The organism is Psychrilyobacter sp. (genome assembly GCF_049671765.1).
Lineage (GTDB): Bacteria > Fusobacteriota > Fusobacteriia > Fusobacteriales > Fusobacteriaceae > Psychrilyobacter.
On sequence record NZ_JBATVM010000093.1, the window covers coordinates 15,058 to 32,896 of the forward strand.

General features: G+C 29.8%; 19 protein-coding genes and 3 tRNA genes. 13 read left to right on the plus strand and 9 right to left on the minus strand.

What is annotated here, in order from left to right; all coding sequences use genetic code 11:
* Window positions 1–23: 23 nt before the first annotated feature.
* Both WBG30_RS04315 and WBG30_RS04320 read right to left on the minus strand, forming a co-directional pair.
* Window positions 24–887, minus strand: coding sequence for a CvfB family protein (locus tag WBG30_RS04315; protein WP_424503431.1), 864 nt, complete (start codon window positions 885–887; stop codon window positions 24–26).
* Window positions 888–1,077: 190 nt separating this feature from the next.
* On the minus strand, window positions 1,078–2,127 hold the full coding sequence (locus WBG30_RS04320; RefSeq protein ID WP_424503413.1) for a TetR family transcriptional regulator: 1,050 nt from the start codon (window positions 2,125–2,127) through the stop codon (window positions 1,078–1,080).
* 451 nt (window positions 2,128–2,578) lie between these two features.
* Here WBG30_RS04320 and WBG30_RS04325 point away from each other — a divergent pair.
* The 8 genes from WBG30_RS04325 to WBG30_RS04360 all read left to right on the plus strand — a co-directional run bounded on the left by WBG30_RS04325 (window position 2,579) and on the right by WBG30_RS04360 (window position 7,232).
* Window positions 2,579–2,666: transfer RNA gene (locus WBG30_RS04325), tRNA-Ser, on the plus strand.
* Between the two features lie 5 nt (window positions 2,667–2,671).
* Window positions 2,672–2,763, plus strand: a tRNA-Ser gene (locus tag WBG30_RS04330).
* Window positions 2,764–2,809: 46 nt separating this feature from the next.
* Window positions 2,810–2,886 (plus strand) — tRNA-Arg (locus WBG30_RS04335).
* A 225-nt stretch (window positions 2,887–3,111) separates the two neighbouring features.
* Window positions 3,112–3,657: a translation initiation factor IF-3 gene (gene infC / locus WBG30_RS04340; protein ID WP_424503414.1), complete on the plus strand. Its 546-nt coding sequence runs from the start codon at window positions 3,112–3,114 to the stop codon at window positions 3,655–3,657.
* 28 nt (window positions 3,658–3,685) lie between these two features.
* Window positions 3,686–3,895 (plus strand): 50S ribosomal protein L35, encoded by a 210-nt coding sequence (gene rpmI / locus WBG30_RS04345; RefSeq protein WP_424503415.1) that lies wholly within the window; start codon window positions 3,686–3,688, stop codon window positions 3,893–3,895.
* Window positions 3,896–3,948: 53 nt separating this feature from the next.
* Entirely contained in the window at window positions 3,949–4,302 is a 354-nt protein-coding gene (rplT, locus tag WBG30_RS04350; RefSeq protein WP_028855099.1) for a 50S ribosomal protein L20, read from the plus strand.
* A 505-nt stretch (window positions 4,303–4,807) separates the two neighbouring features.
* A complete protein-coding gene (glmS, locus tag WBG30_RS04355; RefSeq protein ID WP_424503416.1) occupies window positions 4,808–6,634 on the plus strand; it encodes a glutamine--fructose-6-phosphate transaminase (isomerizing) in 1,827 nt (608 codons plus the stop codon).
* Window positions 6,635–6,674: 40 nt separating this feature from the next.
* Window positions 6,675–7,232, plus strand: a complete 558-nt coding sequence (locus tag WBG30_RS04360) for a tetratricopeptide repeat protein (protein ID WP_424503417.1) — start codon at window positions 6,675–6,677, stop codon at window positions 7,230–7,232.
* 52 nt (window positions 7,233–7,284) lie between these two features.
* Here WBG30_RS04360 and WBG30_RS04365 read toward each other — a convergent pair whose 3' ends face one another.
* The 3 genes from WBG30_RS04365 to WBG30_RS04375 form a co-directional block, all read right to left on the minus strand.
* Entirely contained in the window at window positions 7,285–8,670 is a 1,386-nt protein-coding gene (locus tag WBG30_RS04365) for a sensor histidine kinase (protein ID WP_424503418.1), read from the minus strand.
* A gap of 3 nt (window positions 8,671–8,673) precedes the next feature.
* On the minus strand, window positions 8,674–9,339 hold the full coding sequence (locus WBG30_RS04370) for a response regulator transcription factor (RefSeq protein WP_424503419.1): 666 nt from the start codon (window positions 9,337–9,339) through the stop codon (window positions 8,674–8,676).
* A 300-nt stretch (window positions 9,340–9,639) separates the two neighbouring features.
* Complete coding sequence (locus tag WBG30_RS04375) at window positions 9,640–10,674, minus strand: PTS transporter subunit IIC (protein WP_424503420.1); 1,035 nt, start codon at window positions 10,672–10,674, stop codon at window positions 9,640–9,642.
* 260 nt (window positions 10,675–10,934) lie between these two features.
* On the opposite strand from WBG30_RS04375, the gene rpsB reads away from it, so the two are divergent.
* The 4 genes from rpsB to frr all read left to right on the plus strand — a co-directional run bounded on the left by rpsB (window position 10,935) and on the right by frr (window position 14,042).
* Window positions 10,935–11,648, plus strand: a complete 714-nt coding sequence (gene rpsB / locus WBG30_RS04380; protein ID WP_424503421.1) for a 30S ribosomal protein S2 — start codon at window positions 10,935–10,937, stop codon at window positions 11,646–11,648.
* Between the two features lie 119 nt (window positions 11,649–11,767).
* Window positions 11,768–12,652: a translation elongation factor Ts gene (tsf, locus tag WBG30_RS04385; protein ID WP_424503422.1), complete on the plus strand. Its 885-nt coding sequence runs from the start codon at window positions 11,768–11,770 to the stop codon at window positions 12,650–12,652.
* A gap of 82 nt (window positions 12,653–12,734) precedes the next feature.
* A complete protein-coding gene (pyrH, locus tag WBG30_RS04390; protein WP_424503423.1) occupies window positions 12,735–13,448 on the plus strand; it encodes a UMP kinase in 714 nt (237 codons plus the stop codon).
* Window positions 13,449–13,484: 36 nt separating this feature from the next.
* Window positions 13,485–14,042, plus strand: a complete 558-nt coding sequence (gene frr / locus WBG30_RS04395; RefSeq protein WP_424503424.1) for a ribosome recycling factor — start codon at window positions 13,485–13,487, stop codon at window positions 14,040–14,042.
* A gap of 101 nt (window positions 14,043–14,143) precedes the next feature.
* Here frr and WBG30_RS04400 read toward each other — a convergent pair whose 3' ends face one another.
* From WBG30_RS04400 to WBG30_RS04415, 4 genes are all read right to left on the minus strand, one after another.
* Window positions 14,144–14,812 carry a response regulator transcription factor gene (locus WBG30_RS04400; protein ID WP_424503425.1) on the minus strand — a complete coding sequence of 223 codons (669 nt, stop codon included), beginning with the start codon at window positions 14,810–14,812 and terminating at the stop codon, window positions 14,144–14,146.
* 30 nt (window positions 14,813–14,842) lie between these two features.
* Window positions 14,843–16,228, minus strand: coding sequence for a sensor histidine kinase (locus WBG30_RS04405; RefSeq protein WP_424503426.1), 1,386 nt, complete (start codon window positions 16,226–16,228; stop codon window positions 14,843–14,845).
* A gap of 13 nt (window positions 16,229–16,241) precedes the next feature.
* Window positions 16,242–16,607 carry a hypothetical protein gene (locus tag WBG30_RS04410; RefSeq protein WP_424503427.1) on the minus strand — a complete coding sequence of 122 codons (366 nt, stop codon included), beginning with the start codon at window positions 16,605–16,607 and terminating at the stop codon, window positions 16,242–16,244.
* 249 nt (window positions 16,608–16,856) lie between these two features.
* Entirely contained in the window at window positions 16,857–17,465 is a 609-nt protein-coding gene (locus WBG30_RS04415) for a hypothetical protein (RefSeq protein WP_424503428.1), read from the minus strand.
* A 155-nt stretch (window positions 17,466–17,620) separates the two neighbouring features.
* Here WBG30_RS04415 and WBG30_RS04420 point away from each other — a divergent pair.
* On the plus strand, window positions 17,621–17,839 hold a 219-nt coding region (locus WBG30_RS04420), incomplete at its 3' end, for a deoxycytidylate deaminase (protein ID WP_424503429.1).

A 17,839-nucleotide genomic window follows, 5' to 3' on the forward strand; every position in this document is an offset into this window, starting at 1 on the left:
TTGTAGTTTTCCTTTTTTATTATCTATTTATGATTTTTTCCATCTTCAGTTAATTGAAAGCCAGCTTCTGTTTTTTCAATAAGTCTATTTTTTAATAATCCACCAATAGCTCTTTTAAAAGCTTTTTTACTAAGGCCAAATTCTCTTTTGATATCTTCAGGAGAACTTTTATCACTGATAGTTAATTTTTTATGGTAGTTAGTCTGAATGCTTTCTAAAATCATAGCAGCGTCTTTATCCATCTGCACATGAGCAAGCAGTCTAGGGCTAAGGTCAACTTTTCCATCTTCTCTAGTCCTAATTACACGAGCTTGGATTTCATCTCCTACTTTATAAGTACCAAAGAATTCATTGTTAGGAATAAGTCCGTAGTATCTGTCTTCTATAGCTACAAATATACCAATTTCAGGAACTACTCTATATACTGTCCCCACTATCAATTCATTTTTTTCTAAATCAAAGTTAGGTAATAAAAATTTATATACATTCATAGTAGCAGAAACTCTACCTTTTTTATCTTCAAATAATCCTACTAGATAGGTTTGTCCGATCTCTACTCTACATTCTTCTTGACCTTTTGGTAAAAGAAGATCTTTTGATAATCCCCAATCTAAAAATGCACCAAATGGAGCTAAGTCTACAACTTTTAATTTTGCCATAGTTCCAGCGACTGCGAAACTAGCTTCAAATGTAGCTATTAATCTATCTTCAGAATCTCTATATATGAATACGTCTAAAACGTCTCCTTCTTGGATATTTTTCCCTTCGATCTGGTTATTTGGTAACAAAACATTATCGTCTGTGTTTCCAGTTTCAGCATCAAGGTAAGCTCCGATAGTTGAGATGTTGTTTACGGTTAATTTTTGTCTTTTTCCCATCTTGATTATTGATTGCTTAGCTATTTCTTCCATTATTTCATTGTTATTTGTTACATCATTCATTATTATCTCCTCATTAAATTCAAAATACGCCACTATATTTGCCAAATGTTACCTAATATTATACCATATATTTCATAAAATACTAAATAAATTTATTTTATAGGATATATCTTATTATTATGTTTAGGTTTTTTTCCTAATGAATAATAGTGTTATTTTTAATGGAATGTAATTCCTTGAATTTATCTAAAATATCATCCTTTAAATTTAGATAGAGATGTTTCCAGGTTATATCTTCCCAAGATATACAAGGAAATTTAATTTGGAGATCTTCTATAATTTTCCCCATTTCAATTTTAAATATATCGTGCATGTCCTCTTTTTCTAAAATAAGGATCATGAATTTAGAAGGGCCAAGTCTTCCTATTGAATCTGTACTTCTAAAATATTTTTTTAGAAGAATTCCTATATTTGTCATAATATTATCTCTAAAAAATATTTTTTGGGGATTTTTAGTGGTATAAAAAGTTTTAAGATCTAAAAAAATTAAATTTAAAGAATGTCCATTATCGTGAGTTTTTCTTAATAGTTCAAAAAAATACTTATTTGTATAAGCCCCTGTAGAGGGGTCAATAGTTTTTTTTATTGCATTTTTATTTAGGGATTTAAAAGTATTTATAACAATTTCTGAAATATTATTCATATCCTCCTCTAAATGTGAAAAAAATAACTTTGTTGAATTACATTTCCCTTTATTTCCAGAGAATAGGTGTCTTATATAAAGTCTTACTTGACTTTCCATCATAGAAATCAAGAATTCCCCCTTTTCTTTATCAAAGTATTCGTCATATTTTAGGAGTTCTATAGTTAAGAGGTTTGTTTCGTCCCAAAAAGAGTTGAGATCCTTTTTAGAAATATTGGATAGTTTTTCATCATTTGCCTTTAATTCTATAAGTAGGGCAAAAAAAAATGGGTTTTTTTTTAAGAAATTAAAAATTGATTGCATAATCATCTTTAATTTTAATATATCATCTCCTTCTTTTGGAATTCGAATTCGGAGATCTTCAGTATAAATTTTTAACTCTTTTTTTATTATGTGGGAAAGCAAATTTTCCTTTGAATTATAACATCTATAAAAATTTCCTATAGAAATACCAGATTTTTTTGTTATATCTGAAATTTTTGTTTTAAAATATCCTTGTTCATAAAATAATTCCCTAGAATTATATAAAATAATATTTTTCATAGCAACTTTCCCTCCATTATAAAAAAACGATAGGTATAACCTATATTATAGAATATACTAAAATAGTATAAGAGTTTCCTTTAATTATAGTAAAAAAATGACATTTTGGGGAACTATTTTATTTAGATGGACTTAATCTTATGAAAAATTATATTGATTTTGAATCAGATGATTTTTAAAAAGTTTCTTTTAGCGCTAAATAAATAATGTTTAATTTTTAATTTAAAAGTGAAAAAATATAGATAGAATTATTTGATAAAGGGAGGTGTAAATAAGAAAAATATCCACTTTTATTAAAAATAAAAATTGATATTATTAAAAAAAACTTCGTAAGGGTTATAAAAAATATCATTTTAGTATCAAGAATAGAGGGAAACATGACTTTTATAAAAATAAATAAAAAAAGTGTTGACCATCATATATATATATGATAGTATAGTCCTTGTCGAGTGGTGAGATGTCCGAACTGGCTAAGGAGCCGGTCTTGAAAACCGGTGAACCCGCAAGGGGTCTGGGTTCGAGTCCCAGTCTCATCGCCACATACGGAGAATTGGGAGAGTGGTCGAATCCGCTCCCCTGCTAAGGGAGTGTACCCTTTAACGGGTACCGAGGGTTCAAATCCCTCATTCTCCGCCATATAAAAACAAAGTCGGTTGTAACCGCTTTTTTTTTACCCAATAGTGTACCTATAGCTCAATTGGATAGAGCATCTGGCTACGAACCAGAAGGTTAGAGGTTCGACTCCTCTTAGGTACACCATAAAAACAATTGACATTATATCTTTTTTGTGATATTATGTTTTGTAAAATAAAAATTAAATATATAAAAAGAAGAGACGCCCGTTTCTCACCTTATCATCACTAAACAGAAAGTTTAGATCTTAGGATCATGTTAGATGCATCAAGGTTATGAATTAAAGATGTAAAGAATTTAAAATTAAATGAAAGTTTAATTTAAAAAATAACTTTTACGGGGCGTGTTATCATGTCCTGTTTTTTTTATATAATTTTGGAGGTGACAATTATTTCTATCAAAACTAGAATTAATGAAAGAATTAGAGCTAGAGAAGTAAGAATAATATCGGATGATGGAGAGCAATTAGGAGTAATGACTTCGAGAGAGGCATTAAGCATTGCTATAGAAAAGAAACTTGATTTAGTAGAAGTTTCACCTACAGCTAAACCACCTGTATGTAAGATTATGGACTACGGAAAGTATAAATATGAGCAGGCTAGAAAAGCTAAGGAAGCTAAGAAAAATCAAAAGCAAGTTGTAGTTAAAGAAATTAAGTTTAAAGCTAGAATAGATGTACATGACTTTGAAACTAAAATAGGAAAGATTAGAAAGTTCATTGAAAAAGAACACAAAGTAAAAGCTAGTCTTATGTTATTTGGTAGAGAAAGAATGCATGCTGCACTAGGAATAAAAAAACTTGATGAAGTAGCTGAAATTTTTAAAGATGAAGCTATTATTGATAAAAAATATGGTGGACCGCAAAAGTTTATCATGTTATCACCATTAAAAAAATAAACATAAAATTGAAAGGAGGATATTTATTATGCCTAAAATGAAAACTCACAAGGGAACTGCTAAGAGAGTAAAGGTAACTGGAACAGGGAAATATATCGCTAAGAAATCAGGAATGAGTCATATCTTAACTAAGAAAAAGACTAAAAGAAAGAGAAACTTAAATAAAGATAATGTACTACCTAAAGGTGCTGCTAGAATGATGGTAAGATTATTACCTACAGGTAAAGTTGGAAGATAATTATAATCTTTAAATAGATGTTAAGCAAATTTTTGAGATAGGAGGAACAAGCAATGTCAAGAGTAAAAACTGGTGTTATTAGAAGAAAAAGACATAAGAAAATATTAAAGAGAGCTAAAGGATTTAGAGGTGCGTCTGGTGACGTATTCAAGCAAGCTAACCAAGCTGTAATGAGAGCAGAAGCTTTCTCTACAAGAGATAGAAAAGTTAGAAAAAGAAAAATGAGACAATTATGGATCATAAGAATAAACGCTGCGGCGAGATTAAACGAAGTAACTTATTCTAAATTCATGAATGGATTAAAGAAAGCTGGAATTGTTTTAGATAGAAAAGTCTTAGCTGACTTAGCTGTAAACAATGCAGCAGAATTTGCTAAATTAGCAGAAACTGCAAAAGCAGCATTATAAAAAATATCGAAAAGCTACTCAATTGAGTAGCTTTTTTTATATAGTTTGAAAACAATACAAAACATTAAAAAAAGTTAATTTTAACCTTTTAAATAGTACAAAAACATAGTATAATACCATTGAAACGTGAAAAAAATAATAAAAAAAAGTATTTCTATTTTTTAAAAACAAAAATCAATAGATTGTTAGTTGACATAGTTTCTATTTTTTTTATACAATAGGATATAAGGAATTTAAAAGAGAATAAAAAAATAAAAAAGCGCCTGAACTTCTGAATGCGTTCTCAACCTTGGATAGGGTTTGAGATGAGAAGTTGACGAGGGCTAGGGAAAATCGAAAATCGGCGGGTACCCTAGAGGTTGTCACAACCTAAAGAAGGAACAAAAATAATCGGTGATGGTTATTACAAAAATCTTCTAGTGGCTATTTTCTTTTAAAATATACCTTTTAGATCAGTAGATCTAAGCGAACATTTAAAATCAAATATTTTAGGAGGAAGTAAAAAATGTGTGGAATTGTAGGTTACATAGGAAACAAAAAAACTAAAGAAGTCTTGTATAGTGGGTTATCAAAATTAGAATATAGAGGATATGATTCAGCTGGTATCTCAATTTTAGACAACGATGGCCTTATGAAAACATTTAAATCAGTAGGTAAATTAGCAAATTTAGGTGAAATAATAAAAGACAAAGAAATCTTAGGTCACGTAGGTATAGGACATACTAGATGGGCAACTCACGGAGTACCTAGTACTAGAAATTCTCATCCTCATAACTCACAGGATAATAAATTATCTCTAGTGCATAATGGAATAATAGAAAATTATGCAGAATTAAGAGAAAAATTGAAAAATAAAGGGTACAATTTTTTGTCTGATACTGATACAGAAGTTATAGTTCATTTATTAGAAGATAACTATACTGGAGATCTATTAGAATCTGTATTTAAAATATTACCAATTCTAGATGGAGCCTATGCAATAGGAGTGATTTCATCGGATCAGCCAGATCTATTGGTAGCAGCAAGAAAGGGATCACCATTAGTCATAGGATTAGGAAAAGAAGAAAAATATATAGCCTCAGACGTCCCGGCAATCCTAGAATATACTGATAGAGTAATATTTTTAGAAGATGGAGATGTAGCTTTATTAAAAAAAGACGAAGTAAAGATATGGGATTTAGAAAAAAATGAAAAATCAACAAAAGAGACAAAGATAGAATGGTCGTTGGAAGCCGCTGAAAAAGGGGGCTACGATCACTTTACTTTAAAAGAGATACATGAACAACCAAAGGTAATCACAGATACTTTAAACGGGAAGATAAAAGGCGATAGTGCCATCATAGATGAAATCACATTGACAGAAGAGGAAATAGAAAATATAACTAAGATTCATATGGTAGCGTGCGGAACATCTTATCATGCTGCTTTAGTAGGAAAATATATGATAGAACAGGAACTAAGAATACCTGTAGAAGTAGAAGTTGCTTCTGAATTTAGATATAAAAATCCTATAATTGCTAAGACAGACTTAGTGATATTGATATCTCAATCAGGGGAAACGGCTGATACATTAGCAGGGTTAAGAGAGGCTAAGAAAAGTGGCGCTAAAACTATCGGGATAATAAATGTAATGGGAAGCACTATATCTAGGGAAGCGGATGGGACAATATATACCAACGCAGGTTTAGAGATCGGAGTAGCTTCTACTAAAGCATTTGTGTCACAATTAATAGCGTTGTATATTTTAACTTTATATCTAGGTGAGAAAAAAGATATATTAGATGTAAAAAGAAGAAAATATATAATTGAAAATTTAAGAAAATTGCCAAATATTATAGAGAAAATTTTAGAAATAGAAGAAAGTATCAAAGAAAAAGCCTCAATATTGGATGATGTAGTATCTAGTATATTTATAGGTAGGAATATAAACACTGCAATAGCTTATGAAGGAGCTTTGAAACTAAAAGAGATCTCATATATCCATGCAGAGGGGTACCAGTCAGGAGAATTAAAGCACGGTCCAATAGCACTTATAAATGAAGAGTGTCCATTAGTTGCAATAGCTACTAAAAGTGATACGTATGATAAAGTTAAATCAAACATTGAGGAAGTAAGAGCTAGAGGTGGAAAAATATTGACTATAGCAACTGTAGGAGATAGAGAAATATCAGGAATATCAGACGAGGTTATTTATATACCAGAAATAGATGAATTATTTTCACCAGTAATAAATGTGATACCGTTGCAGATATTATCGTATTATGCAGCTGTAAATAGAGATGTAGATGTAGATAAACCTAGAAATTTAGCTAAATCTGTAACAGTAGAATAAGGAGTTGTGATACTTTTTTTAGAATCGGGGGGAGAGAGAAATGTTAAGAACAGCAATATTTATGGAAATTAATGAGGTAGAAAACCTAGATGAGAGAAGAGTAGATCTTAGATCAGAACTAATTTTTAATCCAAATAATCGTATGGCATTGAAGGAGTTAGGAGCAATACTTTGTTTTCAAAAAAAAACAGATGATGCCATAAAAGTTTACAAAAAAGTGTTGGAATTAGATCCTAAGAATTCGGAATATATGGCATATATGGGTTATCTTTATTATGAAAAAGATGATTTTTTAGAGGCTATAGAACTTTTTAATAAAGCTTTAGATATAGATCCAGAAGCTCCATTTGTATATTTTTTATTAGGAAATGCTTATTCAAGAATAGGAAGAATAGTAGACGCTATTAGAGCCTATGACTTATCAATATTTTTAGACTTTGATATTTATGATGCACATGTAGAATTTGCTATAAAGTATGAAAGAATGGGACGCTTAAAAAGAGCAATAAAAGAGTATATAGCTGCCTATGAAATTGATCCAAGAGATGAAGCTGTTAAAGAAAAAATAGAAAATTTAACAAAAAAAATAGGAAAATAAAATATAAGTTATAAAAAAAGGAGGAGTGATGATAATATTTCATCTCTCCTCTTTATTTTAAAGAATTTTGAAGTTCTATAGTTACAGTAGTCCCCTTATTGAATTCACTTTCAATATAGATATTTCCCCCATGTAGTTCGATTATGTCTTTTACAGTAGAAAGACCCAAACCAAAGCTATTTTTTTGTCTGTTTCGACTTTCATCTTGGATATAGAATCTTTCGAAAACATGTTTTAAGTTTTCTTTTGGGATTCCTTTACCTTGATCTTTTACTACTATATAATGAGATTTTCTTCTATGAAATGAATCGATGGAAATGTCGCGATTTTCAAGTGTATATTTAGAACTATTTTTTAATAGTTCCCTTAATGCTTGAAGGATCAGATCTTTATCAATTTTTAAAATAGAAATTTTATTTCGTATAATTTTATAATTGTGATCTTTATCAATGAATTGTTGTTTTTCAATGAGCTCCTGGATTAAAGAAGAAATTTCAAATGGGACAATATTATTCTTTAACATTTTATTTTCTTTGCGAGCTAAAAACAGTAGTTTTTTTAAAAGATTTTCCATATTTTTAACTTCTGTTAAAATTTCCGTAATACCCCGATTAACCATAATAGGGTCAGATTTTGCTCCAGCATCTAAGAGGTCAGCATAGCCTTTAATTACTGCTAAAGGTGTTCTGAGTTCATGGGAGGCATTGGAAATAAATTTATTTTGAGATTTAAATGATATATCTAATCGATCGATCATCTCGTTTATAACTATTGAGAGCTTTCCCAGTTCGTTATTTTTATTTATAATAGTTATTCTGTCACTCAGATCATGTTTATTAATTTTTTTTACAGTCTTAGTGATCTCTTGTATGGGAGATTGGATGACCCTATCGATCTTTCTCACTACACCCAGGGAGATCATTATGATAAAAATACTAGAAAAGAAAAGTGAATTCATAAGAGCTATGGTATCATTTTTCACTTCATCTGAGTTAGAATAGATTTGAAGATAGATCTTTTTATCTTCAAATTGTAATAATAAATTTTTTATAATTAAGGCATTTTTACTATTCAATATATACTGAAAATTTCCTAACTCTCTCTTAAAGTTATTAACAGATTCATTTGATTTTGTAGAAAAGAAGATATTTTCATATATTAAATTGATATGTAAGGAAGGTTGACTTCCTTGCGTTATGGCAAATTCTTCCATTTTGCTGTTGATTAATTTGATAGTAGAATTTTTACTTAAATGTTCAACTGTTTCTAATTCTTTATGAACAATAAGAGCGGTTTTATTTATTTCAGATTGAATTCTTCTATTTTCCCAATTTAAAAACACTATAATGACCACTATATGGATGGAAAATAAAATGGTCAACATAGATGATAGGTAGGAGTTAATTACGGTCCGTTTAATAGAAATGTGCTTATCCATAAATTACCTTATTATGTATCCTATACCTCTAACATTTTCAATTAGTTTTTCAGGGAAATCTTTATCTACTTTATTTCTAAGATAGTTGATATACACTGATACAATATTATTGTTCTCTTCATAAAAACCTTGCCATAGTTTATTGATAATTTCTTCTTTACTGATTACCTTTCCTTTATTTTCTAATAAAAGTTGTAATATTTTTAGTTCTTTTTTTGTTAAATTTAATTCGACTCCATCTCTTTCAGCTCTATATGTGTCTAAAAATATAGTTATTCCTTTATGAGTAAGAATTTTAGGTTGAGAATTTTTAGATTGTTTAGTATTAGCTTTTATTCTAGCTAAAAGTTCGGCAAACTCAAATGGTTTAGTCAAATAATCATCGGTCCCAGCATCAAAGGCAGAAATTTTGTCGTTGATACTGTCTTTAGCTGTTAGCATGATTATAGGAACTTCAGAAAAAGTTCTGATCTCTTTACAGACGTCAATTCCACTTCCATCTAATAACATGATATCTAAAATGATTAAGTTATAATCGTATTCTTTTATTAATTTAATCGCTTCTTCTCCCCTGGGGGTAATGACTGTATCGTAATGAGCATATTTCAGTTGGAATTCCAATAATTGTGAAAGGCTGTTATCATCTTCAACGATAAGAATTTTTTCCATGGTATATCATCTCCTTGTATTTAAATAATGTTATGAATACCCTTAAAATTAATAGAAATGGAAAAACAGTATACCCATTTAAAAAAAGTAACGGTATTATATATAACTATTATACTACATTTTCGTATAAAATATGCATATATTTTAATAGAGAATTAAGATTAAAATGTTATTATTTTTAGTGGTTAAAATAAGAAAATGCTTAAAATAAAGTTAAAAAAAAGAAGGTTTAGAAGGTGATGTATAAATGAATAAATAAAAAGACTTATTCATCGTAGAAGAATAAGTCTTTTTATTTATTTATATTTTCATATCTCCATGTTTAATCCAGTTCTTTTTTCTCATAAATTCACTTATAAAATAAGTTAAAATCCCTGGGAAAATAAAGTGTAAGAATAAAATTCCTAAGATACCATCTGTTCCCATGGTTTTAAATGTAGCTATCTGTCCAACTAATCCAGAAGTTCCCATTCCTGCACCAATTGAATTATTTCTCATTTGAAATACAGTAGTTGCCAAAGGTCCTAAAATTGCAGAAGTTAGAATGACAGGCAGAGCAATGGTTGGTTTTTTTATAATATTAGGTACTTGTAGCATGGAGGTTCCTAGCCCTTGTGAGACTAATCCTCCAATTTTATTTTCTCTATAGCTAGATACTGCAAACCCAATCATATGAGTAGCACATCCAACTGTTGCAGCTCCAGCAGCTATTCCTGATAGGCCTAAAGAAATTGAAATGGCGGCACTGGATATAGGTAAAGTTAATATAATTCCCATTACAACAGAAAGAGTAATTCCCATAGGAATTGGGTGAAGAGTAGTAAGTGTGTTTATAAAGATACCAACTTCTTTCATAAAATCAACCATAAAAGGAGAGATTAAACTAGCGGTAACTCCTCCAGCAATGATTGTTAGTGATGGAATTAATAAGATATCAAACTTAGTTTTCCCGCTTATTAATCGACCTACTTCAGCTCCTACAAGGGACGCTATAAACGCTCCTACAGGTTCTCCAATAGTGATTCCTCCACTAGCAGTAATGGTTCCAGCTCCTAAAGCACCGCAAATAATAGCTGAAAATATCGCCAAAGGGTGAATTTTCAAACTATATGCTACCCCTGCACCAATAGCAGGACCCATCATCCATTGTGCTATTTGACCGTAGTGAGATAGGGAGTTAATACCTGAATAAACTCCAATTTGTTTTAAGATAAGACCGATTATTAGAGAGGAAAAAAGCCCTAATGCCATACCGTTTAATACTTTAGTAAGATATGTTATTCCTGATTTGAAGATGTTTTTGTTCTGTTCTAAACTATTGATATTAGTTGTCATAATTAAACTCCTTTAATTTTTTTACTTTCATAATTATATCATAAGCATTATATAATTTAAAATTTATAATGAATAAATGGTGATAATTTACTCACTTTAGTTGACTAAAAAGATTGACTTTTTCTTACAAAAATGATATCATTAGTAGCTATTTAACACGTTAGGTATTTCTAGGGAAGGTGCCAATATATTGGTCTCCTAGTTTCGAGCTTAACGGAAGTTTAAAAACCAAATACAAATATTCAAGGAGGAACACAAAAATGGCAGTAGTAACTATGAAACAATTATTAGAAGCAGGAGCGCATTTCGGGCATCAAGCTAAGAGATGGAATCCAAAGATGGGGAAATATATCTTCACAGAAAGAAACGGAATTCATGTATTAGATTTACACAAATCTTTAAAAATGATCGAAGTTGCATATAATGTAATTAGAGACGTAGCAGCTGATGGTGGAAACGTATTATTCGTTGGAACTAAAAAGCAAGCTCAAGAAGCTGTAAAAGTACAAGCAGAAAGAGCAGGAATGTATTATGTAAATAATAGATGGTTAGGTGGAATGATGACTAACTTCCAAACAATCAAAACTAGAATCGCTAGATTAAAAGAATTAGAAGCATTAGATGCAGACGGAACTTTAGATGCAGCTTACACAAAAAAAGAAGCTTCTATGTTAAGAAAAGAATTAGTAAAATTAGATAAAAACTTAGGTGGAATCAAGAATATGCCAGCAGCTCCTAAGGCAATCTTCGTAGTAGACGTTAAGAAAGAATTCTTAGCTGTTGAAGAAGCCAATAAATTAGGAATTCCTGTAATTGCAATGGTTGACTCAAATGTTGATCCTGATCCTATTACATTCCCTATTCCTGCAAATGATGACGCTATCAGATCAGTGACGTTAATGTCTACTATCATGGCTAACGCAATCATTGAAGGTAGAAAAGGAATTGACGCAGCACCAGCAGAAACTAAGTAATTAAATACAAAAATGGAATTGAGTACTTTGGTACTCAATTCTTCTTATATTAATATGTATATATACAATAATAAAAAAGTCACTTTTAAGACTGTAAATATAATTTTAGGAGGATCCAAATGAAAATCACAGCTAAAATGGTAAAAGAATTAAGAGAGATTACAGCAGCAGGAATGATGGACTGTAAAAAAGCATTAACTGAAAAAGAAGGTAATATGGAAGAAGCAATAGACTACCTAAGAGAAAAAGGAATGGCTAAAGCAGCTAAGAAAGCAGGAAGAATCGCAGCAGAAGGAATGATCTTTGATGGAATCTCTGCAGACTCAAAAACGGCAGTAATTTTAGAATTTAATTCTGAAACTGACTTCGTAACTAAAAATAATGAATTTATTCAATTTGGAAAAGATTTAGTAACTTTAGCTTTAGCAAAAGGGATTAAAACTATTGAAGAATTAAAGGCAACAGAAATGAATGGAGAAACTGTAGAAACTTTATTAACTAACTTAATCGCTAAGATCGGTGAAAACATGAACTTAAGAAGAATAAAGTCAGTTACCACTGAAGGTTTTGTAACTCCTTATAACCATATGGGTGGAAAATTAGGTGTTATCATCGAAATGACTGGTGAAGCAACTGCTGAAAACGTAGAAAAAGCAAAAGGAATCGCTATGCATGTAGCAGCTATGGACCCTGGATACTTATGTCCAGAGCAAGTAACTACTGAAGATTTAAAGAAAGAGATGGCAATCGCAAAAGTTCAATTATTAGAAGAAGGAAAACCTGAAAAAATAATTGAAAACATCTTAAAAGGTAAAGAAAGAAAGTTCTACGAAGAATCTTGTTTAGTTAAGCAAGTTTACGTAAGAGCAGAAAATAAAGAAACTGTAGAACAATTTGCAGGAGATATAACAGTAAAAGGATTCTCTAGATTCAAAGTTGGAGATGGAATTGAAAAGAAAGTTGAAGATTTCGCAGCAGAAGTTGCAGCTCAAGTTAACGGATAATCTTTTAGGGGTATAACTTTTGTTATACCTCTTTTTTTTAGCATAAAGAGTAAATAAATACTTTTAAAATCCAGGAGGAAATATGACACCAAAATACAAAAGAGTTCTTTTAAAATTAAGTGGCGAAGCTTTAATGGGAGAGCAAGCATATGGAATTTCATCTCATATGATAAATATGTTTTCCAAGCAAATAGTAGAATTAGCTAATTTGGGAATAGAAGTAGGAGTTGTTATTGGTGGAGGAAACATCTTTAGAGGCCTATCTGGTGAAGAGCAAGGGATTGACAGAGTAACAGGTGATCATATGGGAATGTTAGCTACAGTGATCAATGCACTTGCATTACAGAATACAATTGAAAAATTAGGAGTTCAAACAAGAGTTCAAACAGGACTAGAAATTCCTAAGGTAGCAGAACCATTTATCAAAAGAAAAGCTCAAAGACACTTGGAAAAAGGAAGAGTAGTAATATTTGGTGCAGGAACAGGGAATCCATATTTTACAACAGATACAGCAGCAGCTCTAAGAGCTATGGAAATAGAAGCTGATATTGTAATGAAAGGAACTAAAGTAGATGGAATATTTGATAAAGATCCAGCTAAATATGCAGATGCAAAAAAATATGATACAATTACATATTCAGAAGTTATAGCTCAAGGTCTTAAAGTAATGGATACAGCAGCAATTTCATTATGTATGGATAATGAACTTCCAATCTTAGTATTTGATTCATTAGTGGATGGAAATATTAAGAAAGCAGTGTTTGGAGAAGTAATAGGAACAACAGTAGTAAAGTAACAGGAAAAATGTTAATTAATCGATGGAGGTAATAAAATGTCAAAAATATTAATAACAGAAACTAAAGAAAGAATGGAAAAAGCTATCGAATCAACAAAACATAGATTTTCTACAATAAGAGCAGGTAGAGCCAATGTAGCAATGTTAGCTGACGTAAAAGTATCTCAATATGGAAGTGAAATGCCATTAAACCAAGTAGGAAATGTATCTGCTCCAGAAGCGAGATTATTAGTTATAGATCCTTGGGATAAAACTGTAATTCCTGCAATTGAAAAAGCAATCAACTTATCTGGTTTAGGATTAACTCCTAATAACGATGGTAAAGTAGTAAGATTATCTATACCTGAATTAACAGCAGAAAGAAGAAAAGAATATGCTAAGATGGCTAAAAATGAAGCTGAAGCTGGTAAAGTAGCAGTTAGAGGGATAAGAAAAGATATCAACAATAAATTAAGAGCTGCTGAAAAAGATGGAGATATCACTCAAGATGAATTAAAATCATTTGAAGAGAATGTCCAAAAACTTACAGATGATTATATCAAAACAGTAGAAGAACTATTTAAAAAGAAAGAAAAAGAGATCACAACAGTATAAAACCTCTCCCCTAGCCCCTCTCCTAAATTAGAGAGAGGGGAAAAAGGGAAAGAAAAAGACCATTCAATTGAATGGTCTTTTTTTAGTTATCTTTAAATTTTTTATTTTTCTATTGTAAATCCTATTCCCCTGATAGTTTTTATTAACTTTACAGGGAATTCCTTGTCTATCTTATCTCTTAAATATTTAATATATACATCTAAGATACTGTCACTTCCATCGTATCCCCAGACATTGACTAATATTTTATTTCTAGTTAAAACTATACCTTTATTTTCAATTAAAAATTTTAGGAGTTCAAATTCTGTTTTAGATAATTTGATATCTCTTTCACCTCTAATAGCTACAAATCTAGAAAGATCTAAAGTAAGATCTTTAACAGTCATTTGGTTAGCAGTATCTTGACGGTGGATTTTTCTAAGATGTGCTTTTATTCTAGCAGATAATTCCAAAGATTCAAATGGTTTAGTTAAATAATCATCAGCTCCGAACTCAAAACCAGTAATCTTATCAGTGATGTCGTCTTTAGCTGTAACCATGATAACGATAGTTTCATGGTAGAATTTTTTGATCTCTTGACATACCTTTGGTCCTTCAACTTTAGGAAGCATCCAGTCTAAGATGACAACATCATATGTTTTCTCTCTTATTTTATTTAATGCTTCGAATCCATCATAGGCTACATCGACTTTATATCCTTCATATGTTAAGTGCAATTCCATTAAACGAGCAATCTTAGTCTCATCTTCTACGATTAAAATATTATACATAAATTCCCCCTTTTATTGTCTGTAATCTTGTTATATTGGAAGTTTAAGAGTTACAGTAGTCCCTTTATTCACATCACTATCTATAAAAATATGACCATTATGCATATCTACGATACTTTTTACGATAGAAAGCCCCAAGCCATTTCCACCTGTGTCTTTTGTCCTTGCTTCATCGACTCTATAGAATCGATTGAACAATTTTGGAATATGTTTTTTAGGAATTCCAATTCCTTCGTCTGAAACTTTGATTTTAAAATAACTTTTTTCTTGTTCATAAGAAATGGTTATTTTTCTATTTTTAGGTGTATATTTTATAGAATTTTCTATTATAGCCCGAACTGCCTGTAAAATTAATTTTTCATCTATAAATCCATAAAATTCAGGAATATTATGGATTGAATAAGTATGTTTTTTATCAATCATTTTAAATTCCTTATAAACTCTTTTGAGTAAGTCAGAAATATTTACGTCTGTTAAATTTAGATTACATCTTATATTTTCTTCCCGAGCAATAAATAAAAGTTTTTCCATGAGATCAGTCATATTGAAAACTTCTCCCTTAATAGAAGACAGAGCCTCCTCGGTTAGATCTTTATTATCAATTCCCCATTGATTAAGTAAATCTACATATCCATTTATAATAGATAGAGGTGTTCTTAACTCATGGGAAGCATCAGAAATGAATTTTGTTTGATTTTCAAAAGAGCGTTCTAATCTTTCCATCATATTATTTATAACTTTTATAAGTCTACCAATTTCATCATCATGATTAGAAATTTCAATTCTTTTGTTCAAATTATGAAGATTTATTAGTTCGGCAGTATCTGATATTGAATTTATTGGTTTTAAAGTTTTTTTTGCAAAAATAACTCCAGTAACAATAGAAAAGATAAAACCAATCAAATCAATTAGAATCATTGTAGATATTAGAGCGTCGATAAGTGAATCAGAAGCTTTTAAATCACTGATCAGTTGGATATAGATATGTTCTCCAGAAGGAGCTTTTATCATGGTATTTAGATAGAAAAATCTATTTTTTTCCAATTTCATGAAATGATATTCTCCGACCTGATCAATATCGATGGTGTAGGGAAGAGTAATTTTATCAAAATTTTGATAAGTTTTTTCAGGGAATTTAAAGTTAACATATATTTGATCTCTATGAGAACTAACTTTTTCTATAATGTTTGAAATTTCTTGTTCTCCTAGGATAGTGCAATCAGAGATTATATTGTTAACTTCTTCTAAGATAACTTCTTTTCTGGCAACAACAAGAGATTGTTCTAAAGTATTAATATGTGTTGTGATAGAAATATAAATGATAAGGTTTAATACCAATAGAGTCAAGACAAATGTAAGGGAAAAAGACATTGCTATCTTGGTGGAAATTTTATTAAAAAAATTAAATTTTTTCATAGATTGTACTCCCTTATGGAATGTTTTTTTGGTGTTCAAAATTATATTTTTTTGAATATAGAATTTTATTCTTTAATGGAAAAAAATTCGACCTAACTATAATATCAATATTTTTATCGGTATTATAAAGGGCGTATTTAAGAATAAGGTTGAATACGTGTTTATCAAACCTAAATTTATTATATCTATTCCAGTGATAATAATCTAAAAGATTCGGAATATAAAACTCTATGATAGCTTCAGATTGGCCTATATTAATAGTATACTCTAAATTTATAGTATATAAACCATCAGTAAGGGAAAGTTTATGTAAATTCCCATAAGATGTAGAACAAATTATAGTAAAAAGTATGAAAATGAAGATTATTTTTTTGTTCATAGATTATCTCCTAATTATATTTTTAAAATTTAATATCTATTTATAATAATAACATTTTTAGTTTAGAATTTTCTTAGAAAAATAAAAAAAATAGAAAAAAAGTAGTTTATTAATTAAAAATAGCTGAATCACTTTTTTTATTTTAAAAATTTTTTCTATAAATTATAAGATAACTCCATGTATAACTTTAAATGCTGTAGACAAATGTATAGCTAAAAGCTGTAGCTATACATTTGAAAATAAAACTCTTTAAATTAGATGTTCAATCTCTTCAAACAGGTTGAAAGTGATGAAAAAGCCTAGTATAATCAGGAGTATTCCGATTATTTTTGTGTATTTATGTCTATGTTTTTCTTTAAATTGTAGAGGCAGAAAATTAAATAAAGTAACTGGTAGAATCAATCCTGTTATATATGGTAAGATCATAAAAATTTTCAAGTAGGAGTTTGTCTTAGAAATCAAAGGAACCATTGGGATAAATATGTGAGCAAAGGATTGAACCCATGAAAAAACAACAAAGAATCCTACTAAAATAGGATTTGTATTTTTTATCCTATCTACAGAAAGTAGAAGATGGGAATGTTTATGTTTTATAACTCCTAAAAACATAAGCCCAAAGAAGATAAATAACCCTCCGAGAATATAATTAAATACCCTTTGATGGAAGATATGACTTAAAAAGTCAGTAAAAAATAGAAATGAAAAATTGATAATAATTACTCCTAAAATACTGCCTAAAATAAATTTTTTCCTATCTTTGACTAAAACCAAAGCTGCATAAAATGTAGTGATAGTCCCAATGAAACATGGGTGAAAAAAACCTGAAATTCCTAAAGCAAAAGCGATGAAATAAACCATGGATGTTCCTCCTAATTATTTTGATTGTGAAAGTATATACTAAAATTATATACTAAAATTAAAAATAAATCCTGTATAGAATAATATAAATACTTTATGGTTTAGATAAGATATAGTATAATTTAAACTATAAAAGGGTATTAGGAGGGTGTATTATGAAAAAAAGAGAAGATTATTTGAGTTGGGATGAATATTTCATGGGAATAGCAGTTTTATCCGGCCAAAGAAGTAAAGATCCAAGTACCCAAGTAGGGGCTTGTATAATAAATGAAGATAAAAAAATTGTTGGAGCTGGATACAATGGATTTCCCAAAGGATGTTCTGATGATGAGTTTCCATGGGGAAGAGATGGAGGTTTTTTAGAGACTAAATAT

What these genes read in the sequence shown, in the direction of transcription:
- WBG30_RS04320 (WP_424503413.1), bottom strand. Translation starts at nt 2,127, where the DNA reads ATGAAAAATATTATTTTATATAATTCTAGGGAATTATTTTATGAACAA.
- infC (WP_424503414.1), top strand. Translation starts at nt 3,112, where the DNA reads ATGTCCTGTTTTTTTTATATAATTTTGGAGGTGACAATTATTTCTATC.
- rpmI (WP_424503415.1), top strand. Translation starts at nt 3,686, where the DNA reads ATGCCTAAAATGAAAACTCACAAGGGAACTGCTAAGAGAGTAAAGGTA.
- rplT (WP_028855099.1), top strand. Translation starts at nt 3,949, where the DNA reads ATGTCAAGAGTAAAAACTGGTGTTATTAGAAGAAAAAGACATAAGAAA.
- glmS (WP_424503416.1), top strand. Translation starts at nt 4,808, where the DNA reads ATGTGTGGAATTGTAGGTTACATAGGAAACAAAAAAACTAAAGAAGTC.
- WBG30_RS04360 (WP_424503417.1), top strand. Translation starts at nt 6,675, where the DNA reads ATGTTAAGAACAGCAATATTTATGGAAATTAATGAGGTAGAAAACCTA.
- WBG30_RS04365 (WP_424503418.1), bottom strand. Translation starts at nt 8,670, where the DNA reads ATGGATAAGCACATTTCTATTAAACGGACCGTAATTAACTCCTACCTA.
- WBG30_RS04370 (WP_424503419.1), bottom strand. Translation starts at nt 9,339, where the DNA reads ATGGAAAAAATTCTTATCGTTGAAGATGATAACAGCCTTTCACAATTA.
- WBG30_RS04375 (WP_424503420.1), bottom strand. Translation starts at nt 10,674, where the DNA reads ATGACAACTAATATCAATAGTTTAGAACAGAACAAAAACATCTTCAAA.
- rpsB (WP_424503421.1), top strand. Translation starts at nt 10,935, where the DNA reads ATGGCAGTAGTAACTATGAAACAATTATTAGAAGCAGGAGCGCATTTC.
- tsf (WP_424503422.1), top strand. Translation starts at nt 11,768, where the DNA reads ATGAAAATCACAGCTAAAATGGTAAAAGAATTAAGAGAGATTACAGCA.
- pyrH (WP_424503423.1), top strand. Translation starts at nt 12,735, where the DNA reads ATGACACCAAAATACAAAAGAGTTCTTTTAAAATTAAGTGGCGAAGCT.
- frr (WP_424503424.1), top strand. Translation starts at nt 13,485, where the DNA reads ATGTCAAAAATATTAATAACAGAAACTAAAGAAAGAATGGAAAAAGCT.
- WBG30_RS04400 (WP_424503425.1), bottom strand. Translation starts at nt 14,812, where the DNA reads ATGTATAATATTTTAATCGTAGAAGATGAGACTAAGATTGCTCGTTTA.
- WBG30_RS04405 (WP_424503426.1), bottom strand. Translation starts at nt 16,228, where the DNA reads ATGAAAAAATTTAATTTTTTTAATAAAATTTCCACCAAGATAGCAATG.
- WBG30_RS04410 (WP_424503427.1), bottom strand. Translation starts at nt 16,607, where the DNA reads ATGAACAAAAAAATAATCTTCATTTTCATACTTTTTACTATAATTTGT.
- WBG30_RS04415 (WP_424503428.1), bottom strand. Translation starts at nt 17,465, where the DNA reads ATGGTTTATTTCATCGCTTTTGCTTTAGGAATTTCAGGTTTTTTTCAC.